Source organism: Caballeronia sp. RCC_10, from assembly GCF_041360715.1.
Taxonomy (GTDB): Bacteria; Pseudomonadota; Gammaproteobacteria; order Burkholderiales; family Burkholderiaceae; genus Caballeronia; species Caballeronia grimmiae.
In genome coordinates this window covers 319608-343218 of the sequence record NZ_JBFUPT010000004.1, presented here as the reverse complement: position 1 = coordinate 343218, position 23611 = coordinate 319608, and the positions used below count along the sequence as shown (strand labels likewise).

Sequence of the window (23611 nt, the reverse complement as noted above, 5' to 3'; positions counted from 1 at the left end):
CTCATCGTACGGATGACTTAACAATGATCTGCGCTTGCGTATCGCGCTCTATTTTCTTGAAAGCGGGCAAGGCCGCCTGAAAATCATCGGGCGAGCAGACCTGCTTGCCAAAGCGCGCATCGAGCGTGCGCGACACCTGAATCACGTTCGTCGACGGATCGAACACATAGCGCGAACGATACTCAAAGAATTCACTCGTCACGTCGACATCGTCGGGGACTTCCACAACTTGCATCGCCCTGGGAAGCGCGATTTGCGCGACTTCGTCGTAAGCGCCGCCGACGCACAAGTACGGCTGCGTGCGCGTGCGTTCGGCAAGCCAGTTGCGCGTTTGCGTCGCGATGCCGCCTGACAGGCTCGTCAGCGCGGGCAGCGCGGTCGTGCCCGTCGGCCATACGATTTCGTCGAGCGTGCCGCGCAGCGTCGTCGCGAACGGGCCGCTCGTGGCGTCGACATCGCTCGTGGTGAGCGCGCCAGCGCCGCGCAAATTCGTGTATCGCAAGCGGTCTGCCGCGATCTGATCGCGCCGCTGGCTGCTCGCGAGCCGAAGATTCATGCGTTCGATTTCTGCGCTCCATCCCGCATCCTCGACCCAGTATGCGAAGTTCGCCACGCCCTCCGGCGCGACATCTATCTGCAGCCGCGCCGTGCGAGCAAGCGGCTGCGTCGGTGGCGTGCGCGACAGCACGCCCGATGCGACGAGCACCGTCGGCCTGTCCATATTGGCGAGCGGCAGGAAACCGAACTCGACGCTCGACGCCGTGCTGTCCGCATACATGCCGAGTTCCGGCAGATACGTGATGACGTGGTTGATCGCGCCCGCTCCGTAACCCGGCACCGATGGCAGCGCATACACCGAACCGAGCCCGATCAGCGCGGCTTCGTTGCGCACGCCGACGGCATCGAGCAACGCACCGTACAGGGCCACGTGGTCCTTGCAATCGCCATAGCGGTTCGCGAGCACTTCCGTCACGCGATGCGGCGCCGCCGGGCTCTGGCCGATGAACATCGCCACGTAGCGGATATTGCGGCGCACCCAGTCGTACAGCGTTTTGGCCTTCGCGCGGGCATCGGCGTCGCTGGCGGTCAGCGATTGGGCGAGCGCGCGTATCGCCGGGTCGCCGGCGGTGGCGTCGACGGCCGGCCCGCGATAACTCGCCGCAAACGCCGCGTAGTCCGGGAACGTGGAGACCATCAGCCGGTCGCCGTACTGCGCATAGCCGACCGAGCCGCTCTCGATGCGCGCCACGCGCTCGCGGCGATAACCAAACGCATAGCGCGTGCGGCCGTTCGCGGTCACGGGCGGATCGGCGGTAAAGCCGCGAGCATCGGCGTAAAGCGGTTTGGCCGCGGGAAGATCGAACACGAGGCGCTGGTCCAGCACGGGCCGCTGCCCCGGCTCGACGAAATAGTTGAACTGTCCGGGGATGACCGGGCTGGCCTGACTCTTTCTGAAATGCAGGTGCACCGTCGAGCCGACGCCAACCGCCGGAAAAATCACCGCGCGCAGTTTCGCGTCCTGAAACGTCGGCGCGCCCGCCGAACGTGGCTCCTGAATGTCGCGGATCTGGTCGGGCGATACATCGTGGCGCGCGCCGTTTGCATCGACGGAATACGCCTCGACGATCTCCACCTTCGACACGCTGCGGTCATACCAGACATATCGCTGGGCGATTTCGTCGATGCCCGCCGGCGTGTTCGCGCGCAGCACGGTTTCGTCGTCCTCGGTGACGGAGCCGTCGTCCGCGACGATGAACTCGTGAACGTCGCTCACGATGGTCGAAGGATCGTCGCCGCCTTGCGCGACGGGCGGCGCGGCGAACGCGGGCAGTGCGGCCATCAGCAACGCCAGTGCATGCGGGAAGCGCTTCATGGCGGATCGACGAAAGGAAACGGTGCGAGCGTCCATCGTACAGGAGCGGAACCGGCCGCGACAATTTGTATCACGTTGCGATATAATTTCACGCTTTGGCGCGCACCGTCCGGGCTCGCCGTCCCCATTCGACACCTTCAATCTCACGATCGAGTAACGTGACGCGCCCCGTTCTGCTCCGCTGGTTACACGGCTTTCTTCCCGCTCCGGTCACGCTCCGATGGACCGAGCGCCTGCGCGCCGGCGTCGGCGCGCTCATCGGCATTGCGCTGACGGGCGGCATCGCGCATCTGCTGGTCGGCGATGCATTGGCGATTCCGTTTCTCATCGCGCCGATGGGCGCTTCCGCCGTGCTGCTGTTCGCGGTGCCGGCGAGCCCGCTCGCGCAGCCGTGGTCGATCATCGGCGGCAACCTCGTCTCGGCGATCGTCGGCGTGACGTGCGCCGCATTGATCCACGATCCCGTCGATGCCGCCGCCCTCGCCATCGCCCTCGCGATCTGCGCGATGTTCGCGCTGCGCTGCGTGCATCCGCCCTCGGGCGCGGTCGCGCTGACGGCGGTGCTGGGCGGGCCGTCGATCCACGCGCTCGGCTACGGCTTCGTGCTGGCGCCGGTCGCGATCCAGTCGTTCGCGCTGCTGTGCTCGGCGATCGTGTTCCATGCGCTGACGGGCCACCGCTATCCGCACGTCGCGCAGGCCGCGCCGAAATCGCCCGATGCGGCGTCGTTCCTGCGCACCGATCTCGAAGCCGTGCTCGCGCGCCGCAGCGAAATGCTCGACATCGATCCTGACGATCTCGAAGCGTTGCTGCGCGAAACGCAGTTGCAGGCCTACGCGCGCCGCTTCACCGAGTTTTCATGCGCGGACATTATGTCCCGCGCGGTCGTCGCCGTATCGCCGGAAACGAGTGCGCAGGACGCGCTTGCACTGCTCGCCAGGCATCGCGTGAAGGCGCTTCCCGTGATCGATGCGACGCGCCGCGTCATCGGCATCGTGACGCGCGCCGATCTCGCGCCGGCGCATCGCGCGACGCCGCGCCATCCGTTCAGACGCGCCGTCGAGCGGTTGATGCGCGGGCCATCGGCGACGCCGCCGCGCATCGCCTCGCTGATGACCACCGACGTGTGCACCGTGAACGCGCGCACGGCCATCGCCGACCTCGTGCCGATGTTCGCGGACTTCGGCCATCACCACATTCCGGTCGTCGATGGCGATGAGCGCCTCCTCGGCATGATCACCGAAACCGACCTTATTTCCGGGCTGTATCGCCAGAGTTTTGCGGGCGAGCGCCGGAGCGCCTGATGCAACGATGAAACCGCCCCGCACCCTCGCCAAGCCCGACTTCGAGCAGCTATCCGAATTCCGCTATCAGATGCGGCGATTCGAACGATTCTCCGAGCGCGCGGCGCAGGAGGAAGGCATCACGCCGCTGCAATATCTGCTGCTCTTGCATATCAAGGGCTATCCCGGCCGCGCCTGGGCGACGGTCGGCGAGCTGGCCGAGCGGCTGCAATCGCAGCATCACGGCGTGGTGGCGCTGGTCACGCGCTGCGAGGCGCTCGGCCTCGTGCGGCGCGAACCGAGCGCGGAAGACCGGCGGCAAGTGCTGGTGCATCTGGAGCCGCGCGGCGAGCAAGTGCTCGCGCGGCTGGCGGCGCTGCATCGCGCGGAGCTGAAGTCGCTGGAAGGCGCGTTTCGCGTGCCGCAGATCGACCTCTGAGTCACCCGCAGTTTTCTGGTTCGGGAGCGAAGGCATGAATCATCACAAACGCGATTTCTCCGTCAACGACAGGTTGCTGCGCATATGCGGACTCGCGGCGATCATCGGCGGCATCAGCACGCTCGCGGCGGTCGTGCTGCTCGCGCTCATCCACCTGTTCACCAACCTGTTCTTCTTCGGAACGTTGTCCATCGCGGACCGCTCGCCCGCGCTGAACACGCTGGGCGCGTGGGTCATCGTGATTCCGGTGATCGGCGGGCTGATCGTCGGCATGATGGCGCGCTTCGGCTCCGAAAAGATTCGCGGTCACGGCATTCCCGAGGCGATCGAGGCGATTCTCTTCGGCAAGAGCCGCATGTCGCCGAAAGTGGCGGTGCTCAAGCCGCTGTCGTCGGGGATCGTCATCGGCAGCGGCGGACCGTTCGGCGCGGAAGGGCCGATCATCATGACGGGCGGCGCGCTCGGCTCGCTGATTGCGCAATGCATCGACGTGACCGCCGCGGAGCGCAAGACGCTGCTCGTCGCGGGCGCGGCGGCCGGCATGACGGCGGTGTTCGGCACGCCGGTCGCGGCGGTGCTGCTGGCCGTCGAACTGCTGCTGTTCGAATGGCGGCCGCGCAGTTTTCTGCCGGTCGCGCTGGCGTGCGCGGTCGCGGGCTTCGCACGCGCGATGGTGTTCGGCACCGGCGCCCTCTTTCCGATGCAGACCGAACCGCCGCAGATGCTGTCGCTCTTGTCCTGTCTCTTGGCAGGATTGCTGTCGGGCGCGCTCGCGTCGGGATTGTCCGCGGCGCTCTACAAGCTCGAGGATGCGTTCGGCAGACTGCCGCTGCACTGGATGTGGTGGCCGGCGATCGGCGGACTGGTCGTCGGGATTGGCGGATTCATCGAACCGCGCGCCCTCGGCGTCGGCTATGACGTGATCGGCGACCTGCTGCATCAGCACATTGCGATTCAGGTCGCGCTCGCGATTCTCGCCGTGAAAGCGGTGATCTGGGTCGTCGCGCTGGCGTCCGGCACATCGGGCGGCGTGCTCGCGCCGCTCCTGATGCTCGGCGCGGGACTCGGCACCGTGCTCGGCGCGGTCCTGCCCGGCCACGACGCCGCGCTATGGCCGCTCGTCTGCATGGCCGCGACGCTCGGCGCCACGCTGGGCGCGCCGCTGACCGCCATCGTCTTCGCGTTCGGCCTCACGCACGACAGCAACGCGCTCCTGCCGCTGCTCACGGCGACGCTCGTCGCGCACGGCTTTGCGACGGTCGTCATGCGGCGTTCGATCATGACGGAGAAGATTGCGCGGCGCGGCTATCACATCTATCGCGAATATGGTGTCGATCCGCTGGAGCGTCATCACGTCGATGAAGTCATGACGCGCGATGTCCGCACCATCGACGCCGCCACGCGGATCGACGACGTGCTCGCGCAGCACTTCGGGCCGCAGCAGGCGCACCGGGCGTATCCGGTCGTGCGCGACGGCGCGCTCGTCGGCATGCTGGATCGCGCGGCCCTGCTCGATGCGTCCGGTGCGGCGACCGCCGGCGAAGTGCTGTCGCGCCGCGCGGATGCGCCGCCGGTCGTCGCGCTTCCCGGCGAACCGTGCCGCCTCGCCGCGACGCGTCTCGCCGTGCATGAACTGGAACGCCTGCCTGTTGTGACGGACACGGCGTCGATGCGGCTCGTGGGCATCGTGTCGCGCAGCGATCTGGTGAAGCCGGCGCGCGCGCACTTCGACGAGGAGCATCGGCGGGAACGGTTCAGGACGTTTCGACGCGCTCAGGCGCTGAAGAAGTCCTAGGCGCGCTTTGCCGTGGCGCGCTGCGCGAGTTCCGCCGACATGTCGGCGAGCGGAACCGGCCAGTCGCCGAGACGTTCCTGACGATAGAGCCGCATCGACGCGTACCACGGCGTGTAGCGCCGGCAGTCGTACCAGCGGTGGTCGCATGCCTGCGAGAGCAGCACCCATACCGGACGATTCAGCGCGCCCGCGAGATGCGCCGCGCCGGTATTCCATTGCTGCATCAGTTGTGGCTGGCGATGCACGACGAAATCGCCGGGACGGGCAAGCGCTTCGTCGTGATGGTCGTCGGTGATTTATCCGGCAGCCTGATCGTCATCTATACGATCAAGGTGACCTTGTGGCTGATGGTCAGGCTTGCACCCTGGCGCCGCCGCCCGACCGATTACTGACCGCATGAAGCCGCAATAGACCAAGCGCGCATGCAAAAAAACGCCGCCTCGCTCGAAGCGAGGCGGCGTCCAGTCCACCACTTTTTCTCTGTTCTCTCAGGTTCTCGGTAGACGATCATGCGTGAACATCATCGCCAGACGGATCACCGCATGATAACAGTTGCTTATCATTTTGATAAGTTATTTTGTGTCGGGACGCGAACGAGTATGATGAGCCGCACCCGCTAAGCAACGAAACGCAGCGCCTAAGGAAGCGCAAAATCATGGCGAATAAACACCTTGTCGACGCCTATTTCCGATTCCTGAACCTCGCGCAGGCGGTGCAGGCCTTGCCGTCCGTACCGAAGCTGGATGCCGCCGAGGAACGGCTGCTCGAAGCGCTCACCGCCGCATGGCACGCGGGCCGCGCGCTGACCGTGACCGAGACGATGGCGCTCTCGACGGCGGGCGCGCCGGCCACCGTGCATCGCAAGCTCACGCGGCTCAAGGAGCAAGGCCTCGTCACGCTGGACGAAACCGGCGCCGATCTGCGCACCAAGTCCGTCGTGCCGACGCGCAAGGCGCTCGCGTACTTCGAGCAGCTCGCCGCTTGCCTGGAAGAAGCGAAGAAGAAGTAGCGCGCCCGGTCTGCCGGGGCGGTTTATGCTGAGGTTCGACCGCGAACGAACCTGACACCATGAGCCGCGCCGCGAAACCGACCGCTTGCAACCGAACCCAGGCCGCCCGGCGCGGCTTTCTGCGCGCCGCGACCGGCGCGGCGCTCTATGCGCAATTGCCCCGCCCGTCGCCGGCGGCGTCCGCCGAACCCTCTCTCATGCTCGAGCGCCCGATTCCATCGACCGGCGAAGCGTTGCCGATCGTCGGATGCGGCACCTGGCGCACCTTCGACGTCGGCGACGATCCCGCCCGCCGCGCCGAGCTCGCCGCCGTGTTGCGCGTGCTGTTCGCGGCTGGCGGTTCGGTCATCGATTCCTCGCCGATGTACGGCAGTTCCGAAGCCGTCGCCGGCGCGCTGCTCACGGAGCTTCACGCGCGCGACAAGGCGTTCATCGCCACGAAAGTCTGGACGGAGGGCCGCGAGGAAGGCATCGCGCAGATGCGGCAATCGATGCAACGCCTCGCCGCCCCGCGCATCGACCTGATGCAGATTCACAACCTGCTCGACTGGCGCACGCAGCTTGCCACGCTGCGTGACTGGAAGGCGGCGGGACACATCCGTTACATCGGCGTGACGCATTACACGTCGAGTGCCTTTCCGCAGGTCGAAGCGGTATTGCGCTCCGAGCGCGTCGACTTCGTGCAGATCAATTACGCCGCCAACGACCGCGACGCCGAAGCGCGGCTCCTGCCGCTGGCGGCGGAACGCGGCGTCGCAGTCATCGTGAATCAGCCGTTCGGCGGCGGCTCGCTGCTGTCGAGCTTGCGCGGCCGGCCCTTGCCGCCTTTCGCGGCGGAACTCGGCTGCACGAGCTGGGCACAGCTTCTGCTGAAATTCGTGCTGGGCCATCCGTCCGTCACGTGCGTGATTCCGGGCACGGGACGGCGTGAATACATGATCGACAACGTGCGCGCGGGCATCGGCGTCTATCCGGATGCGGGGCTGCGCGAGCGCATCGCGCAAGCGGTCGCGTGAACGAACGCACGCGTGACGGGAGACTTACGATGAGCGATCCGTTCAACCTTCAGCGCTTCGTCGATGCACAAGCCAGCGTCATCGACGACGTGCGCGCCGAACTCCAGGCCGGCCGCAAACGCACGCACTGGATGTGGTTCGTGTTTCCGCAGATCGCGGGGCTCGGGCATAGCCAGATGGCGCAGCATTACGCGATACAGTCGTGCGCGGAAGCCGAGGCCTATCTCGCGCATCCGGTGCTGGGCGCGCGCCTCGTCGAGCTGACCGGTATCGTCAATGGCGTGCGGGACCGCAGCGTCGACCAGATTTTCGGGTATCCCGACGACATGAAGTTTCATTCGTCGATGACGCTCTTCGCCCGCTGCACGCCCGACCCCGCCCCGTTCGAAGAAGCCCTGCGCCGATACTTCGGCGGCCGCACGGACGACGCGACGCTCGCGCGGCTGCATTGACGGGCACAACCGTTGCGCCGGCTGCAGCGTCACGATCATTCTGGGAAAACGTCATGAGTCACAGCCTGAAGCTGCACGATCACGTGAGCTGGAACACGCCGCAGGGCGAAACGACCGGCCGCATCGTGCGCGTGATTTCCGAGCGCACCAAGGTCGACGGCCACACGATCAACGCATCGCACGACGATCCGCACTACGAAGTGGAAAGCGACAAAAGCGGCAAACACGCGGTGCACAAGGGCGATGCGCTGAAGCGAATCTCGCACTGAGCCTCGCCGCCGCGCCCGGTACGGTGCGGTGCGTCACCAATCCTGCAAAAGCCACGGTAAACGGTCACACTGCTACCGCGCTACAGGCTTGCTCATCGATGAAGGGTGGGCGAGCACCGTGCGCGTCAAGTCGAGAACCGTCTGCCAAATCTTTTGAGGAACAACACATGAACTTGAAACTCGTGGCATCGCTCGTCGCATCGTCGGCCATTGGCCTCGTTTCCACACCGTCCTTGGCTCAAGTTGCAGGCGCACAGCCGCTCGGCGTGTCCGTCGAAGTATCGACCGCGATCATCGACGGATGGAGCGTCAGGAAGTCCATTCTCAACAAGCCCGTTGTCAATGATCAGGGCGCGCGCGTCGGCGTGATACACGACATCATCGTCGCGCCCGACCGTTCGGTTTCTTTCGCGATCATCGCGGCAAACCAGTTCCTCGGCGTGTCGCGCCACGATGTCGCGATTCCAATCGAGCAACTCGACTTCAAGAACGGCAAGCTCGTGCTCGCGGGCGCGACGAAGGACGCCATCAAGGCGCTGCCGGAATTCGAGTACACGAAGGTCAAGGCAACGCCGGTCGCGCGCGCGCAATTCGAGCATCATTGATACGCACGCGATGTGTGCGGGCAGCGGCGCGGGGCGCCGCTGCTTTCGCATCGCCGTCCTTCAATCGCCAACGGGAATCTGTTCATGTTCAACGCACTCTTGCTCGACAAACAGGAAGATCGCACGGTCGCGTCCATTCAGTCGATCGACGAATCGCGGCTGGGTACGGGCGACGTGCTCGTGCGCGTCGAGTATTCGACACTCAATTACAAGGACGCGCTCGCGATCACCGGCCAAGCGCCGGTCGTCCGCACCTTTCCGATGGTGCCGGGCATCGACTTCGCGGGCATCGTCGAGGAAAGCACGCACGCGGACTACCAGCCGGGCGACGCGGTCGTGCTCAACGGCTGGGGCGCGGGCGAAACGCATTGGGGCGGGCTCGCGCAGAAGGCGCGCGTGCCGGGCGATCATCTGATCCCGCTGCCCGCCGGCATCACGACGCAAAACGCGATGGCCGTCGGCACGGCCGGCTATACGGCGATGTTGTGCGTGCAGGCGCTGGAGAAGTACGGCGTCGCGCCGCAGGATGGCGACGTGCTCGTGACGGGCGCAAACGGCGGCGTCGGCAGCTTCGCGGTGGCGATTCTGGCAAAGCGCGGGTATCGCGTGATCGCATCGACGGGACGGCCGGAGGAAGCCGTGCGGCTGCGTGAACTCGGCGCGGCGGATATCATCGATCGGGCGACGCTCTCAAAGCCAGGGAAGCCGCTACAGAAGGAGCGTTTCGCGGCAGCGGTCGATTGCGTCGGCAGTCACACGCTGGCGAACGTGTGCGCGAGCTTGCGTTATGGCGGCGCGGCTGCCGCGTGCGGACTCGCGCAAGGGATGGATCTTCAGGCGACGGTCGCGCCTTTCATTCTTCGCGGTGTCGCGCTGCTGGGAGTGGATAGCGTTTATGTGCCGCGCGCACGGCGCATGGCGGCCTGGAATGCGATTGCGAATGAACTGCCGGTGGCGGTGATCGAAGGCGTCGCTGCGACGATCGGGCTTTCTCAGGCCGTGGAAGTCGCTGAACAGTTGTTGCGCGGGGAGATCAAAGGGCGCGTCGTCGTCGATGTCAATCGTTGATCGGTTCGCGCTGCGGGCAACGCGGCGCGGAGGAACGGTCAGAGGTCTCGTGTGCGGAGGGTTTCAGCTTATGTCAGCGGACCTGCCACAGATCTTTTGTCCCGAGGCCGCTTAAATAATCTCAGCTTATGGCTTTGGTAAATCGCTCGTCAAACACAATGGCCAACTGATTGACGGCTTGCCGCCCGCTGACAGGCTCGCTTCGGGCGAATTGCGCTGCCAGCGAGCCTGTTCGCGTAACTGCCCGTTCTCAAAACGCGGCGCGGACCAAAAATCGTCCGCGCCGCGTCTGTTCCCGCGCATTCGCCCCGCGCCCCTCACACCACGAACACTTTCACCACCTCGTTCAGCTTGCGCCCCTGATCCTCCAGGGCCTGCGAGGCCGCCGCTGCCTCTTCCACCAGCGCCGCGTTTTGCTGCGTCACCTCGTCCATCTGGGTGATCGCCTGATTGATCTGCTCGATGCCGCGCCCCTGCTCCGCCGACGCCGCCGCGATCTCCTCCATGATGTCCGTCACGCGTGCGATTGCCTTCGTGACTTCGCTCATCGTGTTGCCCGCTTCGCCCGCCAGCGTCGATCCGCCGCGCACCTGATCCACTGAGTTCGCGATCAGTTCGCGAATCTCCTTCGCCGCCGTCGATGAACGCTGCGCCAGACTGCGCACCTCGCTCGCAACGACCGCAAAGCCGCGTCCCTGTTCGCCCGCCCGCGCCGCTTCCACCGCCGCGTTGAGCGCCAGAATGTTCGTCTGGAACGCGATGCCCTCGATCATTCCCGTGATCTCCGCGATCTTCGTCGAACTCGCGCTGATGCCCTGCATCGTCGATACCACGCGATCCACGACATCGCTGCCCTTTCTCGCCACCTCCGACGCATTCGACGCCAGCGCGCTCGCCTGCTGCGCGTTCTCGGCGTTCTGACGCACCGTCGACGTCAATTCTTCCATGCTCGCCGCCGTCTGCTCGAGCGACGCGGCCTGCTCTTCCGTGCGCTGGCTCAGGTTCGTGTTGCCGCTCGCCAGTTCCTTCGCCGCACCGCCGACCGCACCGCTGCTTTCGCGCACGCGGCCGACAGTCTCGGTCAGGCGCGCGTTCATCTCGGCCAGCGCGCGCAACAGGTCGCCGGTTTCGTCCTTCCTGCGCGCATCGATGCGGCTGCGCAAATCGCCGCGCGCCACCGTCTGCGCGATATCGACGGCAACGCCGATCGGCGCCGTGATCGAACGCGTGATTGCCATTCCCGCGAGCACCGCGAAGAGCGCGCCGAGCGTGCAGAGCGCGATCAGCATGTTGCGCTGGGTCCGAAAGTTCGCCTCGTATGCGCGGACCATCTCGTCGCGGCGGTGGTCCGTGTAGGTCAGGTAATCGTCCGTGGCCTTCACCAGTTGCGCGAGCAGCGGCCGGCAGGCTTCGTCGAGCTTGACGATGGCTTCCTCGCGATGCCCGGAGAGCGCCAGATTCGCGATGTCCGTCGCGACCGGCCCGTAGAGCGCCTCGACGCGCATCATCTCGTCGACCATACTGCGCGCCTGCTGGCGCGCGTCGGGCGCGGCCGCGATCATGTCGTCCAGTTGCTTCAGGCGCGTCTTGACGTCGTCGTGCGCGCGCAGCGCTTCGGCCTCTTCCATGTCGATGTCGGCGGGCTTCGTGACGAGCACGAGATTGCGCGCCGCAATCGCGCGACGGTCGACGGCCGTGCGCACCTGGACCGCCATATTCGCCCGCGCGGTGATGCCGTGGACATAGTGCGAGAAGTCGTCGGTGGCGACGGACAGCGCGTGCAGGGACATGCCTGCGACCGCCATGACGAGGACGGCGAGCACGCCGAAGCCGGCAATCAGCTTGTTCTTAATCGTAACGTTCTGCAGATTCACTTGTGGCCTTTTCCCTGGATGGGTCGGAATGGACTGGCGCCAGTCGTCCCCGGACACGCGCAACCGCATGCGGTAACGTTTGCCTGTATGGGAACGCGGGACGCTCTTCTTTTCCCTATTACGGCGCGTTCGCGTCGCTCTTGATGCCTCACCGCGCGAAAGAACATAATCTGTCCAACCTTCGCTTCCGCGCATCGGCGCTTCGGAGATTCGGCGATACTGAGCGACTTCCTCTTCCAGACAACAGCCCATGTCCGATTTGCTCGACATCCGCACCCCGGAATTCGAAGCCGCCATTGCCACGCTTCCCCCTGCACCCGCGCTCGCCGGCGACGAAACCTATTGGGACGACGTGCGCGGCCTTTATCGACAGTCGGATGCGCTACTCAATCTAGAAAACGGCTACTGGGGCGCCATGACCGAGCCGGTCAAGTCGGTGTTCCATTACTGGACCGACCGTGTGAATCACGAAACGACGACGCTCGTGCGCCGGCACTGGTCCGCCATCCACGATGGCCTGCGCGAGCGCGCAGCCGCGGCGATGGGCTGCGGCGTCGACGAGATCGAGCTGACGCGCAACGCAACCGAGGCGCTGCTCGCGCTCATCAGCGGCTACAACCGCCTCGCGCCCGGCGACACGGTGCTCTATAGCGACCTCGATTACCCCTGCGGCAAGGACGCGATGGAATGGCTGCGCGAGCGGCGCGGCGTCACGCCGGTGCGGATCACGATTCCCGAACCGGGCGCGTCGCAGGACGAATTCCATCGACGCGTGATCGACACTTACGCGGCGGCGCTGCGCGCGCGTCCGCGCACCCGGCTCGTGCTGGTGTCGCATGTCTGCTTTGCGACCGGGCTCGTCATGCCCGTGGCAGATATCGCGGCGATGGCGAAGCATGCGGGCGCGGACGTCATCGCGGACGCCGCGCATTCCTGGGGCATGCTCGATTTCGACGTGCCGTCGCTCGATGCGCCGTTCGTCGCGCTGAATCTGCACAAGTGGATCGGCGCGCCGCTCGGCTGTGGCGCGATGTATATCCGCCGGGGCCATGTCGACGCCATCGATCCTTATCTCGGCGACCGCACCTGGCCCGCCGGCGACATCCGCGCGCGCGTACATACCGGATCGCCGAACTTCGCGGCGTGGCTCACGCTGCCGGCGGCGCTGGAAGTCCATCGGCGAATCGGCGCGCATGCGAAGGAAGCGCGCCTGCGCGCGCTGCGCGATGCGTGGGTCGGACCTGCGCGCGCGCTGCCGGGCGTGCAAATCCTGACACCGGACGGTCCGTCGATGACAGCCGGCATCAGCGCGTTCCGGCTGCACGGCCAGTCGCCGAAAGCCACGTGCGATGCGTTACGCGAGCGCTTCGGCGTGTTCACGGTGACGCGGCCGGGGCCGGATGCGGGCGAAGTCGTGCGTGTCACGCCGGCGCTGTTCACGCGCGTCTCCGATGTCGAAAAACTCGTCGAAGCGCTGACCGTGCTCGCACGCGAAGCGGGTTAGCGGACCGCTGCGGCCCGCGCGTCGAGACGCTCGATCAGTTCGCCCAGCGCCTCCGAGCAAGGCGCTTCGACCTTCAGCGTGAGCAGCGAATCGGCGCGCGTCTTGCCGATGTTGATCGCCGCGATCGGCTTGCCGCGCTTCGCCGCCCATTCGCAGAAGCGAAAGCCCGAATACACCATCAGCGACGAGCCGATGACGAGCACGGCGTCCGCCGCGTCGAGCGCGCTCGCGGCGTCGTGGACCAGTTCGCGCGGCACGCTCTCGCCGAAGAACACGACATCGGGCTTCAGCATGCCGCCGCAATGCGTGCAGCCGGGGACATCGAAGGCTGCGAAGTCGAGGTCTTCGATCAGCGCGTCGCCATCCGGAACTGCGGGCGCGGTGTAGCCGACGAAATCCGGATTCGCCGCTTCGAGCCGCCGCTGCAGCGCCGCGCGCTCGTGCCGCGCGCCGCACGCCATGCAGCGCACCCGGCCGATGTTGCCGTGCAGCTCGATCACGTCGGGATTGCCGGCGCGCGTGTGAAGTCCATCGACATTCTGGGTCACCAGCCGATGCACCCGCGAGCGCGCCGCGAGCGCCCGCACCGCATGATGCGCGGCGTTCGGCTGCGCATTGGCCACCACCGGCCAGCCGATCATGCTGCGCGCCCAGTATCGCCGGCGCGCGTAGTCGGAATCGAGAAAGTCCTTGAGCATGATCGGCGCGCGGCCGGTGCGCTGGCCCTCCCGATCGCGATAGCACGGAATGCCGGATTCGGTGCTGATGCCCGCACCGGAAAGCACGAAGAGCCGCGGATGGCGCTCGACGAAGTCATGAAGTGAAAGCACGTGCGGTCCCTGAGGCCGAAGTATCGTGAAAATATACGGGCAAATGCGCGGGCGCGCTCGGCGCGGGCTCGGCGTCGAAGTGGCCTTACCACTTGTATCGGTGGAATAACTGGCTTGACCAAACTCCGTCACACCGATAGATTGATACGCTTCCCCGCCCTCACACAGAAACGAGACCCACGATGCTGACCGTCATCTGCGAAACCCCCGGAACCCTGAAGGCCGAACAGCGCGACAAACCGCAGCGCGGCGAAAACGAAGTGCTGCTGCGCGTGAAGCGCGTCGGCGTGTGCGGCACGGACCTGCACATTTTCACCGGCAATCAGCCGTTCCTGTCGTATCCGCGGGTGATGGGCCACGAGTTGTCCGGCGTGATCGAGGAAGCGGATGCATCGAGCGGTCTCAAGGCGGGCGACACCGTCTACGTGATGCCCTATCTCTCGTGCGGCAAGTGCGTCGCGTGCCGTCAGGGCAAGACCAATTGCTGCGTGAACATCCAGGTGCTCGGCGTGCATCGCGACGGCGCGTTCACCGAATATCTGAACCTGCCCGCGCAATTCGTCCACAAGGCGGAAGGCGTCACGCTCGATCAGGCCGCGATGATCGAATTTCTGGCGATCGGCGCGCACGCGGTGCGTCGCGCGGACGTGCAGCCGGGCCAGCGCGTGCTGGTCGTCGGCACCGGGCCGATCGGCATGGCGGCGATCACGTTCTCGCGGCTGCGGGGCGCGAACGTCACGGCGCTCGATACGCGCGAGGACCGGCTGGCGTTCTGCCGTCGCGAGCTGGGTGTCGATGCCACGGTGCAGATCGGCGAGCGCGACAAGGAAGAGCTGTCGCAACTAACGAACGGCGAATTCTTCGATGTCGTCTTCGATGCGACCGGCAATCCGCGCGCGATGGAGCGCGGCTTCGAGTTCATCGCGCATGGCGGGAAGTACGTTCTGGTGTCGATCGTGCCGGATCGTCTGTCGTTCGCCGATCCCGAATTCCACAAGCGTGAAGCGACCCTGCTCGCGAGCCGCAACGCGACGCCCGAAGACTTCGAAACCGTGCTCGCCGCGATGCGCGCGGGCAAGGTCCCGACCGATGCGCTCAACACGCACCGCCTCACGCTCAACGACGTGCCCGAGAAGTTCTCGACGCTGCTCGATCCGAAGGCGGGCGTGGTGAAGGCGATCGTCGAATGCTGAAGTCCGGCGGCTGAGCGGCGCTAGTCAGGGCGGCTGTGCGGATAGCGCGGCCGTCCCTGAGCGTCGTGCCACGGCTCGGCTGTCTTGCACCAGATTTCATAGGCGGGCGGATAAAGCCCGGCTTCATCGAAGATGCCAGCCGGCACTTCGATCTCAGGCACGCCGTCGAAAACAAGATAGACGGGCGAACCGCAGGCCGGGCAATGATGGCGCCGCCCTGTCGGCGAGCTTGCCCAGGCGATGGTGTCGCCGCTGACTTCCACCGCATCGCGTTCGAAGATGGCATAGACGGCGAACGGCGCGCCGTGGATGCGGCGGCAGGTCACGCAGTGGCAGAGATTCACGTCCTTCGGCTCCGCGAGGACGCTCACGCTGACTGCGCCGCATGCGCAGTGTCCCTGGTGAATCGGCGTTCGGTTCATGCGGGGCTCCCGATGTTGCCGCCCTCGCAGGATAACCCGCCCTTAGCGCACGAAATACCCTCTGCCCTGCATGCAGTCGCCATAGGCGCGCCAGTAGCGGACCATCGGCGGTTCGGGCGGCGGCAGCGGCGGCATCTTCATGTCGCCGCCGAGCATGGCATCCGAGGCCCCCGAAGGCATCGCCACATCCGACGACGGCATCGCCGCCGATGCGCCGTGCGGCGCGGATGCGCCCGCAGCCACCGTGGCCGAAGCGCCCGACGCCGCGACGGCAGCCGAAGCGCCGGATGCGGCGAGCGCGCCTGACGGAACCGCCGGCAGCGGCGGCTCGACCGGACGCGGCGAAGCCAGCGTGCGCGTCTCCGTCGCGCTGTGCTTCGGCGGCGTCTGCGATTCGCGCGCTACGTTGACCTTCGTCGTCTGATTGGCAAAGGCGTAGCAGGCGGCCGTGTCGACGGACTGTTGCCACGTGCTCTGACTGCGGCCGGGCAAGGTCAACGGCTGCTGTGCGAGCGCGGTGCAGGACACCGCGAGCAACGCGAATCCCGCGTAAGTGGAAGGTTTCATTGGCGTGCGTTTCCCCGATGCGGTGTTTTTAGTCGTTGCAGTCCCGCCCGCCGTTCGCTGTTCAGCGAACGGCCGCGAACCTGCGCCGGGCCTGCTTTCAAGGATACCGTGCACGCCGCTGCGCGCGCCACGCCAGAAGCACCGGCTTCTTCCGCCAAATTCGTCTCACGGGGAAACGCGCCGCGTCAGAACTTCATGCCGACGCCCAGACCGAGCACCCACGGATCGATCTTGAGCGATCCGAGATCGGCCCCGCCCGCCGACGCGCTCGTGCGCATCCAGATCTTCTTGAGGTCCGCATTGACGAACAGTGTCTTCGTCACCTGCACGTCGACGCCCGCCTGCAACGCGGGGCCGAAGCTGCTGCGCTTGATCGAGACGGGCGTATCGCCGGCCTTGAGCTTGTCGTTATAGAAGTACGTGTAGTTGAGACCCGCGCCGACATACGGCCGCACGCGTCCCTGATGATTGAAGTGATACTGCAGCAGCAGCGTCGGCGGCAGCACCCCGACGCCGCCCAGCCCGCCGATATTCGACGTCACCTGATGCCGCGACGTCCCGAGGATGAGTTCGACGCCGATGTCATCGCGGATCATATACGTGAAGTCGAGCTCGGGAACGATCGCGTTGTTCACATCGACACCCAGCGAGCCGAGCGCACCGCCCGCGCTGACATGCGGCTGAATGCTGATGGCGCGCAATCGCACGAGAACATCGCCGGCGTGAATGCCGCCCGTCGTATCGACATTGGATGGGCCATTGTCCGCATGCGCCGCACCAGCGAAGAGTGCCGCGCAGGCCAGAAACATTGCTCCGAGACTTCTTCTCATTTGCTTTCCCCGTTGAAAGTCTGATTGTCCGGGGGTAAGCGAACGAGCTTTTGATGGCCGACAAAACGCCGTTTCAGCCGATAGACGCACAACGCGCAACATTGCGCAGCGACAAACAATATGCACGGCAGGACCGGTGTTTGCTTCGAAACAACAAACCGCAGAACATAGGGAGGACGAGATGAGACCCATATCGACAACGCTCGGCGGCGTCGCGGCGATGCTCGTTGCCGGCACGTTCGCGATGACCGCGAGCGCACAGAATCCGACAGCCACGCCGACGCCCAGGCCGTCCGGGCAGCAGCAAACGCAACCGAATTCACCGAAGCCAAGCCGGCTCGATACCGACAGCACGCCGGCTTATCAGGAGCGCAACGTCACGCCGCCGGGACATGCGACCACTGCCGCAAGCGGTGCGTTGAAAACGGACCCGGGAAAGACATCGGCGGGAAAAGAGCCGCCACCGAAGCGGCCCAATGGCATCGGCTTCGACACCGATGCGGGGAGCATGGGCAAGAAGCCCTGAGCCTTGATCGATGCAAGCGGCGCGTTGCCGCTTGCGCTTACTTCTTGTCCGGCCAGGGCCACGTCGCGTAGCGCGACGGCTCCTTCTTCGCGTTCACTTCCTTCTTGACGCTCGGCTCAACTGGCTTGCGCTTGGGCGCGATCGCCTCCGTCTTCGCTTCGGCCGATGGCGCTGGCGTTGAAGATGGCGACGGCGTTGGCGTCGATTCAAGCGCCGCCGGATGCGCAGGCGCGGCGCTCTCGGCGACTTCCGGCACGTCCTCGCCGAACCACGGCACGTCCGCGCGCCGCTCTTCGACGTAAGAGCGCCAGCCCGCCGCGTTGTCATCGAAGAGATCGGATTTGACCGTGCTCGCGAGCATCGGGCGATTGAGCGTTTCGTCGAGCAGCGCCTTCGGCCAGATGAAGAACGCACCGGATGCCCGCCGGATGAAATCGCGCGGCGTCATGCGCTGATCGACGAAGCCGAGCAGCGTGAAGCTCGCGAGCGCGTCGTTGCCGCGAACCGCATCGCCGATGCTCGCGTAATCGTCGGCGCATTGGCTCAGGCAGAAGACCGTCTCAAGCACATCGCCGAGATGCAGCAGCAGTGCGCGGCGTTCGTAGGGTTCTTGCGTGGCGGCCTCTTTCGTCATTCGCTCTTCCGTTTCGTAAAGGGTGAACAAGGGCGAGCGCCGGTCATGCTCGAGCGCCGCATTCATGACGATTCTAGCGAACCTGAAGCCGCGCGCCATGTGACGCGTTTCATCGGCAGATTCGATACGGTCCCATGTCCACGTGAAAGTGGGTTCTGTGCAGCGCGTTGTAGTCGGGACCGAGCGTCGTATCGAACGAATGGCACGCGCCGTCATGGACGCGGCGCAGAAAGTCCGCGTCGAGCGAGCCTGTGTCGTTCCAGTCGTCGAGCGTGATGCGCCGGCCATCCGCGAGCACGAAGCCCGTCAGGTCGATGGCGTTCGCGCTCGCGTGCTGGCTCAGCGCCGCGTCTTTCTGATGATTCACGTTGCGGCACGCATAGCTGCCGACATGCTCGATGCGCGCGACGCGCTTGCCGAACACTTCGATCGCTGCCGGCTGAAGATACTGATGCTCGAAGAACGCCATGCCGACCGCGAGCGGACACGTTGCGAGAAAAGGCGCGCTGAAGCGCACGTCTTCCGACTGCGAGACGCGCACCACGTCTTTCAGTTCACAGCCGCCTGCGCCGGCCGTATCGGCCATCGGCCGATAGGCGAAGCCGGATTGCGCGAGCGCGGCGTCGCACAGTTGCGCGTCGTGCGTCGTGCGCCAGAGCTTGTACGCGGTGAGCGGGCCGCGTGGGGCGCGCACATCGAGCGGAGCGAACGAATCGTATCGCTCGGGCACGGCGATGCGCCGCGAATACACCGCATAGCCGAAGCCCAGCGCCGCGACGAACGCCAGCAACAACAGCCATCCGGCGATTCGCGCGATCATCGCCGGCACCGTGTTTTATCCGGCTGCACTGGCCTGCACGCGTTCGGCCAGTTTGGCGTCGTAACTCGAATGGACATGCACGCGCTTCTTGTCGGGATACGCATACGCATAAGCCTTGCGCAACGCAAGCGATGCCTCGTGGAACCCCGACAGAATCAGCTTCTGCTTGTTCGGATACTGCGCGATATCGCCGACCGCGAAGATGCCCGGACGCGACGATTCGTAGTTCGAAGTATCGACTTCGATGCGCCCGCCGCGTATATCGAGATTCCACTCGGCGATCGGCCCGAGATCCGCGACCAGCCCGTACAGCACGAGCAGCTTGTCGGCGGGGATGTCCGTCGTCCCGTCGATGTGCTTGATGCGCACGGCGCGCAGCGCGTTATCGGGGGCGTCGAGCGAATCGATCATGCCGACGACGAAGTCCATCTCGCCCGCTTCGACCTTGCTTTTCATCGCCGCCACCGATGCCACCGCCGCCGAGAATCCGTTGCGCCGATGCACGAGCGTCAGCTTGCGCGCGACGCCGCATAGCGCGAGCGCCCAGTCGAGCGCCGAATCGCCGCCGCCCGCGATCACGACGTCGCGATCGCGGAAGTCGTCGATGCGCGGCACGCTGTAATGCACGTCGCGATCTTCGAGCGCATCCGCCTGCGCCACCAGCAGGCGCTGCGGCACGAACGCACCGTTGCCCGCCGCGACGAGAATGGCGGCCACGTCGAATACGAGGCCCTGCTCGGTGTGCACGGTCCAGCGATGATCTTCGCGCTGAATCACCGTCTGCACGCGCTGCGAGAGATGGATCGGCACATCGAACGGCCGGATTTGCGTCATCAAACGATCGACGAGTTCGCGCGCCGTGCATGATGGAATCGCGGGAATGTCGTAGATCGGCTTGTCGGGATACAGCTCGATGCATTGCCCGCCGATACGCCCGAGCGCATCGACGATATGGCACGAAAGCCCGATGACGCCCGCCTCGAACGCCGCAAATAGGCCCACGGGGCCCGCGCCTATGATCAATACGTCGGTGCGAATAGGGCTGCTTTGTGGTTCCATGTGATCGTTTTCCGTGAATGCGGCTGTGCATGCCGTTTCGCTTTTGCACAGCATTCTTCGGTCACGATACAGAAAGCGTCGGCACCGGGCAACGAAGCCCCTGCCCGCCAAGCGGCGATTGCCCGCTCGCTTTAGCTAGCGACGTTCAAAGCGGCGTGGAAAGCGACGATGCCAGAGGGCGTCGCGCCGTGGAATCGGTTCGTGTGGAAGTACGGCGCGGGAATGTCGGGCAGGATCAGCGCCCTCCTTCCGTGCGAAGGCCGAAGCGCGCGTAATACGCGGGATCGCCGAGGACGAAGCATCGCGCCGCGCCCGACGCCCGCAACCGCGCGAGCGCATTTCGTGTGAGCGCGCTGCCGATGCGCTGCCGCTGACGCATCGGCGCGACCGAAAGCGGCCCGAGCCCGAACCATCGTTCATCGCGGCCGTCGATCAGCACCGGCGACAGCGCTACCATCGGCACGGACAAGCGCCCGGCTGCACGAAGCGCATCGACGATCAAGAAAGGCGGCCTCCGTCACCGCCGCGATGGCCGCCCGCATCGGATATCGAACGCCATGCTCACTGCTTGGTCAACTCTCGCGCATAGTAGTTCGAAGCCGCGTCGATTTCTTCGGGCGTCATGTTGCGCGCGACGTTGCGCATGACTTCGTTGATGTCGTTCGTGCGCGTGCCGTTGGCGAACGCGCTCAGTTGCGACTTGGTGTAAGCCGCCGGCAGGCCATCGATCCACGGACTGCCGGCCTTGTTGTCGATGCCGCCGTGACACGCCGCGCACGGCGCGATGTTGCGCATCGGCGCACCGTGCGAAACGATCGTCGGCGCGAGCGCATCGCTCACCTTGCGCTGCGCGGGTGGCCTCGGCAGGCTCGCGTAATAGGCGGCAAGATCGCGCATGTCCTGATCGCTCAGGTTGGCGGACATCGGGGACATCACCGCGTTGTTGCGCGCGCCCGTCTGAAAATCGATCAGTTGCTTGTAGATGACCGATGCATACTGCCCCGCGAGATTCGGCGAATTCGCCTCGCTCATGCCGCGTTCGCCGTGACACATCGTGCATCGCAGGGCGAGCGTCGCACCGCGCCCGATCGAATTCGCGCTCGCGTTGACGAGCAGTTGCGGCGTCACTTCGACAGCACTGAGCTTGCGTTTCGGCTCGACGTTCGTATCGCCCGAATACCAGTTGCGCGGCACGCCCGCGGCGCTACAGATCGCATTCCAGATGCCGGTGAACGACGCATCGCGCTGAACGGATGGCAGCCACACGAAGCCGATCACCGCCGATACCGCCGCGATGCCGATCGTCCCGAGCACGCTGGTCGCGAACCAGCGATTGCGGAAGGTGAAGAGGCGCTCGTCGCTCATCGCTGCGCTCCGATGGGTACGGCGGGCACCGACGTGTCCGAGCGTGCGAGAAGCTGCGCGATCGGATAGCCGTAATTGACGAGCGTGAGGCCGATCATCAGCGCAAGCCACAGCGCGAAGCTGTTCAGCGCGACCGGTATCGTGCGCGGCTCATGCACCGCGCGGCTGAACGTGTACTGCTCGACGCTCACCTGCGGCGCCCGATGCCCGCGTATCAGCACGACGAAGAACAGCACCGCCGACACGACGAGAATGAAGCCGCCAATCACCGACATGATGACCGATGCCGCCTGATGCGCAATCTGCGGATCACCGTAGTCATAGAACGCCATGCGGCGCGGCATGCCGAGAATGCCGGTGTAATGCCAGGGGAACGTCAGCACGATCATGCCGATGAACCACAGCCACAGTTGCCAGCGCATCAGGCGGATGCTTTGCAGCGCGCGCCCGGTGAGATGCGGCCACAGGTCGTAGGCAATCGCGAAGTACATGATGACGATCGCGCCCGCGAAAATCAGGTGGAAGTGGCCGGTGACCCATTGCGTGTTGTGCACGGTCGAATCGAGCTGATAGCTCATGTTGATGAGGCCGCCCGCCCCGCCGAAGCCCAGCATTACGAACGAGAACGCGACGGCGAGCATCATCGGATTGCTCCACGGCAGCGCCTTGACCCAGCCGAACGCGCCCTTGCCGCCGCGCAGCCGCGCCGCGATCTCCACCGATGCGCAGATGGTGAACACGGTCAGAAGCGTCGGCACGGCGACGAGCGCGGTGAACACCGAATGCATGAACTTGAAGCCCGAGCCCACTTGCGGATCGGCGAACAGATGGTGAATGCCGATCGGCATCGAGACCACGAGGAAGAGGATGAACGAGATGCGCGCCATCGCATCGCTATAGAGGCGTCCGCCGATAGCGCGCGGGATGATCGTGTAATACGCGATATACGCGGGCATCAGCCAGAAATAGACGATCGCGTGCAGCGTCCACGAGAAGAACACGCGCGCGAGGCCGGCGTCGATCGTGGACTTCCAGCCGAGCGCGACCGGCAAGATCATGAACAGCACTTCAATCGCCGCGCCGACCGCCGTCCAGCCCCACAAATATGCGCCCGCGACGGTGGCGAACATCGGCAGCGGCACGGTCCTGCCGCGATTGTCGCGCTTCCATGCGTGCAGGTTCACCGACATCAGCGCGACCCAGATCCACGATCCGACCACGACGAGCACCACGCCGAGGTAATAGAACGCGCTGCCGATCATCGGCGGATAGAACGTGTAGAGCACGGAGGCGAGGCCCATTGCGACCGGAATCATCGCCATGACGGAACCCACCGCGACGAGCCAGAAGCCGATCCATGCCCAGCGCAGGCCCACGAGCGCGCGCTTAAGCGACAGTTCCGTTACCGCATAGCCGAAGCCCATTGCGATGAGCGTCGGGAACACATAGCCCATCGCGGAACCATGAGCCGTCACCGAGCGATAGTAGATCTCGGGATTCTGCAGCCCCGCGAAAAGCGGGCTGCGCGCGAACATCTGCCACGCGCCGAGCAGCAGCGCGACGCCGAACGCGATGAACGCAAGCCAGAAGTGCGCGAGGATGAGGCGCTTGCTATTTAACACAGGACAGTCTCCGCGAATCGGCCGGCAGCTTGTCGGCCATCTGCTTGAACTCGGTGCGATCGATCACTTTCACATGCGCCCACATGCCGTGATGCCCGACGCCGCAGAACTCGTGGCACGGCATCAGATGGTCGCCGGGTTCGTCGAACGTGGTCTTGAAGGTCGACACATACCCCGGCTCCAGCATCGAATTGATGTTCGTCTTGGTGATGAGAAAGCCATGCACGACATCCGAACTCGTCGCGCGGAACGTGACCGGGACGCCGGCGGGCACGAGCAGGCATTGCGGCGTGAACGAGTACTGCTGCGCCACGACACGCACCGTCACCGAGCCGTCCGCTTCGGGCGCGGTGCCGAGATTGCTTTCGATGAATTCTCCCGACACGTGCAGCGTTTCGGGCCGCACGGTTTCGACGCGCGACGGCGGCATCATCGCCCAGTGCAGGCCGGTGTAGACCACCATCGCCACGAGCACGACGACGATCGCGATGACGAGCATCGCCCAGCGTTTTTCGACGCGCTCAGCGACTTCGTGTGAATGCGGATTGATGGCCAT

Annotated in this window: 27 protein-coding genes; 13 read left to right on the top strand and 14 right to left on the bottom strand. The window is 65.4% G+C overall.

Annotated elements, in window-relative coordinates; genetic code table 11:
• Position 1 precedes the first annotated feature (1 nt).
• Positions 2-1873, bottom strand: a complete 1872-nt coding sequence (locus AB6804_RS11350) for a DUF3857 domain-containing transglutaminase family protein (protein WP_370886539.1) — start codon at positions 1871-1873, stop codon at positions 2-4.
• 158 nt (positions 1874-2031) lie between these two features.
• Here AB6804_RS11350 and AB6804_RS11345 point away from each other — a divergent pair, with 158 nt between their 5' ends.
• The 3 genes from AB6804_RS11345 to AB6804_RS11335 are packed head-to-tail and all read left to right on the top strand — an operon-like array spanning position 2032 to position 5390.
• Positions 2032-3177 carry an HPP family protein gene (locus tag AB6804_RS11345; RefSeq protein ID WP_370886538.1) on the top strand — a complete coding sequence of 382 codons (1146 nt, stop codon included), beginning with the start codon at positions 2032-2034 and terminating at the stop codon, positions 3175-3177.
• Positions 3178-3184: 7 nt separating this feature from the next.
• A complete protein-coding gene (locus AB6804_RS11340) occupies positions 3185-3595 on the top strand; it encodes a MarR family winged helix-turn-helix transcriptional regulator (RefSeq protein ID WP_370886537.1) in 411 nt (136 codons plus the stop codon).
• Positions 3596-3629: 34 nt separating this feature from the next.
• Positions 3630-5390 carry a chloride channel protein gene (locus AB6804_RS11335; protein WP_370886536.1) on the top strand — a complete coding sequence of 587 codons (1761 nt, stop codon included), beginning with the start codon at positions 3630-3632 and terminating at the stop codon, positions 5388-5390.
• Here the strand turns inward: AB6804_RS11335 and AB6804_RS11330 are convergent.
• A complete protein-coding gene (locus AB6804_RS11330) occupies positions 5387-5635 on the bottom strand; it encodes a hypothetical protein (RefSeq protein WP_370886535.1) in 249 nt (82 codons plus the stop codon). The genes AB6804_RS11335 and AB6804_RS11330 overlap by 4 nt on opposite strands.
• Here AB6804_RS11330 and AB6804_RS11325 point away from each other — a divergent pair.
• The 7 genes from AB6804_RS11325 (at position 5630) to AB6804_RS11295 (ending at position 9809) form a co-directional block, all read left to right on the top strand.
• Positions 5630-5782 (top strand): hypothetical protein, encoded by a 153-nt coding sequence (locus tag AB6804_RS11325; RefSeq protein WP_370886534.1) that lies wholly within the window; start codon positions 5630-5632, stop codon positions 5780-5782. The two genes, AB6804_RS11330 and AB6804_RS11325, sit on opposite strands and share 6 nt — an antisense overlap.
• 263 nt (positions 5783-6045) lie before the next feature.
• Positions 6046-6399: a winged helix-turn-helix domain-containing protein gene (locus AB6804_RS11320; RefSeq protein WP_370886533.1), complete on the top strand. Its 354-nt coding sequence runs from the start codon at positions 6046-6048 to the stop codon at positions 6397-6399.
• Between the two features lie 59 nt (positions 6400-6458).
• On the top strand, positions 6459-7415 hold the full coding sequence (locus AB6804_RS11315) for an aldo/keto reductase (protein ID WP_370886532.1): 957 nt from the start codon (positions 6459-6461) through the stop codon (positions 7413-7415).
• Between the two features lie 29 nt (positions 7416-7444).
• Complete coding sequence (locus AB6804_RS11310; protein WP_370886531.1) at positions 7445-7867, top strand: DUF1810 domain-containing protein; 423 nt, start codon at positions 7445-7447, stop codon at positions 7865-7867.
• Between the two features lie 53 nt (positions 7868-7920).
• Positions 7921-8136 carry a DUF2945 domain-containing protein gene (locus AB6804_RS11305; RefSeq protein WP_244795828.1) on the top strand — a complete coding sequence of 72 codons (216 nt, stop codon included), beginning with the start codon at positions 7921-7923 and terminating at the stop codon, positions 8134-8136.
• Positions 8137-8303: 167 nt separating this feature from the next.
• The gene (locus tag AB6804_RS11300; RefSeq protein WP_370886530.1) at positions 8304-8741 is read left to right on the top strand and encodes a PRC-barrel domain-containing protein; all 438 of its coding nucleotides are present in this window, start codon (positions 8304-8306) and stop codon (positions 8739-8741) included.
• Positions 8742-8825: 84 nt separating this feature from the next.
• Positions 8826-9809 carry an MDR family oxidoreductase gene (locus tag AB6804_RS11295; RefSeq protein WP_370886529.1) on the top strand — a complete coding sequence of 328 codons (984 nt, stop codon included), beginning with the start codon at positions 8826-8828 and terminating at the stop codon, positions 9807-9809.
• Positions 9810-10126: 317 nt separating this feature from the next.
• Here the strand turns inward: AB6804_RS11295 and AB6804_RS11290 are convergent, their stop codons facing one another.
• The gene (locus AB6804_RS11290) at positions 10127-11683 is read right to left on the bottom strand and encodes a methyl-accepting chemotaxis protein (RefSeq protein ID WP_370886528.1); all 1557 of its coding nucleotides are present in this window, start codon (positions 11681-11683) and stop codon (positions 10127-10129) included.
• A gap of 250 nt (positions 11684-11933) precedes the next feature.
• Here AB6804_RS11290 and AB6804_RS11285 point away from each other — a divergent pair, with 250 nt between their 5' ends.
• Complete coding sequence (locus AB6804_RS11285) at positions 11934-13187, top strand: aminotransferase class V-fold PLP-dependent enzyme (protein ID WP_370886527.1); 1254 nt, start codon at positions 11934-11936, stop codon at positions 13185-13187.
• On the opposite strand, the gene AB6804_RS11280 is transcribed toward AB6804_RS11285, so the two are convergent.
• Entirely contained in the window at positions 13184-14017 is an 834-nt protein-coding gene (locus AB6804_RS11280) for an NAD-dependent protein deacetylase (protein ID WP_370886526.1), read from the bottom strand. The genes AB6804_RS11285 and AB6804_RS11280 overlap by 4 nt on opposite strands.
• A gap of 182 nt (positions 14018-14199) precedes the next feature.
• Between AB6804_RS11280 and AB6804_RS11275 the strand changes: the two genes are divergently transcribed.
• Positions 14200-15210, top strand: a complete 1011-nt coding sequence (locus tag AB6804_RS11275; protein WP_244795822.1) for a zinc-binding alcohol dehydrogenase family protein — start codon at positions 14200-14202, stop codon at positions 15208-15210.
• 20 nt (positions 15211-15230) lie between these two features.
• On the opposite strand, the gene AB6804_RS11270 is transcribed toward AB6804_RS11275, so the two are convergent.
• The 3 genes from AB6804_RS11270 to AB6804_RS11260 form a co-directional block, all read right to left on the bottom strand.
• Positions 15231-15632, bottom strand: a complete 402-nt coding sequence (locus AB6804_RS11270) for a GFA family protein (protein WP_370886525.1) — start codon at positions 15630-15632, stop codon at positions 15231-15233.
• Between the two features lie 42 nt (positions 15633-15674).
• On the bottom strand, positions 15675-16199 hold the full coding sequence (locus AB6804_RS11265) for a hypothetical protein (protein WP_035964125.1): 525 nt from the start codon (positions 16197-16199) through the stop codon (positions 15675-15677).
• Positions 16200-16384: 185 nt separating this feature from the next.
• A complete protein-coding gene (locus AB6804_RS11260) occupies positions 16385-17029 on the bottom strand; it encodes an OmpW family protein (protein WP_370886524.1) in 645 nt (214 codons plus the stop codon).
• A gap of 181 nt (positions 17030-17210) precedes the next feature.
• Here AB6804_RS11260 and AB6804_RS11255 point away from each other — a divergent pair, with 181 nt between their 5' ends.
• Positions 17211-17555 (top strand): hypothetical protein, encoded by a 345-nt coding sequence (locus AB6804_RS11255; RefSeq protein WP_370886523.1) that lies wholly within the window; start codon positions 17211-17213, stop codon positions 17553-17555.
• Positions 17556-17592: 37 nt separating this feature from the next.
• On the opposite strand, the gene AB6804_RS11250 is transcribed toward AB6804_RS11255, so the two are convergent.
• The 7 genes from AB6804_RS11250 to AB6804_RS11220 all read right to left on the bottom strand — a co-directional run bounded on the left by AB6804_RS11250 (position 17593) and on the right by AB6804_RS11220 (position 23611).
• The gene (locus AB6804_RS11250) at positions 17593-18189 is read right to left on the bottom strand and encodes a hypothetical protein (protein WP_370886522.1); all 597 of its coding nucleotides are present in this window, start codon (positions 18187-18189) and stop codon (positions 17593-17595) included.
• Positions 18190-18298: 109 nt separating this feature from the next.
• Complete coding sequence (locus AB6804_RS11245) at positions 18299-19009, bottom strand: extensin family protein (protein WP_370886521.1); 711 nt, start codon at positions 19007-19009, stop codon at positions 18299-18301.
• Positions 19010-19024: 15 nt separating this feature from the next.
• Complete coding sequence (locus tag AB6804_RS11240; protein WP_370886520.1) at positions 19025-20068, bottom strand: NAD(P)/FAD-dependent oxidoreductase; 1044 nt, start codon at positions 20066-20068, stop codon at positions 19025-19027.
• A 235-nt stretch (positions 20069-20303) separates the two neighbouring features.
• Positions 20304-20570, bottom strand: a complete 267-nt coding sequence (locus AB6804_RS11235; RefSeq protein WP_370886519.1) for a GNAT family N-acetyltransferase — start codon at positions 20568-20570, stop codon at positions 20304-20306.
• 59 nt (positions 20571-20629) lie between these two features.
• A complete protein-coding gene (locus AB6804_RS11230; protein ID WP_370886518.1) occupies positions 20630-21433 on the bottom strand; it encodes a cytochrome c in 804 nt (267 codons plus the stop codon).
• The gene (locus tag AB6804_RS11225) at positions 21430-23055 is read right to left on the bottom strand and encodes a b(o/a)3-type cytochrome-c oxidase subunit 1 (protein ID WP_244795814.1); all 1626 of its coding nucleotides are present in this window, start codon (positions 23053-23055) and stop codon (positions 21430-21432) included. The genes AB6804_RS11230 and AB6804_RS11225 overlap by 4 nt, the downstream gene beginning before the upstream one ends.
• Complete coding sequence (locus AB6804_RS11220; protein ID WP_370886517.1) at positions 23045-23611, bottom strand: cytochrome C oxidase subunit II; 567 nt, start codon at positions 23609-23611, stop codon at positions 23045-23047. The genes AB6804_RS11225 and AB6804_RS11220 overlap by 11 nt, the downstream gene beginning before the upstream one ends.

Coding starts and splice junctions, on each gene's coding strand:
- AB6804_RS11255 (WP_370886523.1), top strand. CDS start 17,211: ATGAGACCCATATCGACAACGCTCGGCGGCGTCGCGGCGATGCTCGTT.
- AB6804_RS11315 (WP_370886532.1), top strand. CDS start 6,459: ATGAGCCGCGCCGCGAAACCGACCGCTTGCAACCGAACCCAGGCCGCC.
- AB6804_RS11350 (WP_370886539.1), bottom strand. CDS start 1,873: ATGAAGCGCTTCCCGCATGCACTGGCGTTGCTGATGGCCGCACTGCCC.
- AB6804_RS11220 (WP_370886517.1), bottom strand. CDS start 23,611: ATGGCCATCAATCCGCATTCACACGAAGTCGCTGAGCGCGTCGAAAAA.
- AB6804_RS11230 (WP_370886518.1), bottom strand. CDS start 21,433: ATGAGCGACGAGCGCCTCTTCACCTTCCGCAATCGCTGGTTCGCGACC.
- AB6804_RS11335 (WP_370886536.1), top strand. CDS start 3,630: ATGAATCATCACAAACGCGATTTCTCCGTCAACGACAGGTTGCTGCGC.
- AB6804_RS11310 (WP_370886531.1), top strand. CDS start 7,445: ATGAGCGATCCGTTCAACCTTCAGCGCTTCGTCGATGCACAAGCCAGC.
- AB6804_RS11245 (WP_370886521.1), bottom strand. CDS start 19,009: ATGATCGCGCGAATCGCCGGATGGCTGTTGTTGCTGGCGTTCGTCGCG.
- AB6804_RS11260 (WP_370886524.1), bottom strand. CDS start 17,029: ATGAGAAGAAGTCTCGGAGCAATGTTTCTGGCCTGCGCGGCACTCTTC.
- AB6804_RS11285 (WP_370886527.1), top strand. CDS start 11,934: ATGTCCGATTTGCTCGACATCCGCACCCCGGAATTCGAAGCCGCCATT.
- AB6804_RS11320 (WP_370886533.1), top strand. CDS start 6,046: ATGGCGAATAAACACCTTGTCGACGCCTATTTCCGATTCCTGAACCTC.
- AB6804_RS11240 (WP_370886520.1), bottom strand. CDS start 20,068: ATGGAACCACAAAGCAGCCCTATTCGCACCGACGTATTGATCATAGGC.
- AB6804_RS11295 (WP_370886529.1), top strand. CDS start 8,826: ATGTTCAACGCACTCTTGCTCGACAAACAGGAAGATCGCACGGTCGCG.
- AB6804_RS11300 (WP_370886530.1), top strand. CDS start 8,304: ATGAACTTGAAACTCGTGGCATCGCTCGTCGCATCGTCGGCCATTGGC.
- AB6804_RS11340 (WP_370886537.1), top strand. CDS start 3,185: ATGAAACCGCCCCGCACCCTCGCCAAGCCCGACTTCGAGCAGCTATCC.
- AB6804_RS11270 (WP_370886525.1), bottom strand. CDS start 15,632: ATGAACCGAACGCCGATTCACCAGGGACACTGCGCATGCGGCGCAGTC.
- AB6804_RS11275 (WP_244795822.1), top strand. CDS start 14,200: ATGCTGACCGTCATCTGCGAAACCCCCGGAACCCTGAAGGCCGAACAG.
- AB6804_RS11265 (WP_035964125.1), bottom strand. CDS start 16,199: ATGAAACCTTCCACTTACGCGGGATTCGCGTTGCTCGCGGTGTCCTGC.
- AB6804_RS11305 (WP_244795828.1), top strand. CDS start 7,921: ATGAGTCACAGCCTGAAGCTGCACGATCACGTGAGCTGGAACACGCCG.
- AB6804_RS11250 (WP_370886522.1), bottom strand. CDS start 18,189: ATGACGAAAGAGGCCGCCACGCAAGAACCCTACGAACGCCGCGCACTG.
- AB6804_RS11325 (WP_370886534.1), top strand. CDS start 5,630: ATGCACGACGAAATCGCCGGGACGGGCAAGCGCTTCGTCGTGATGGTC.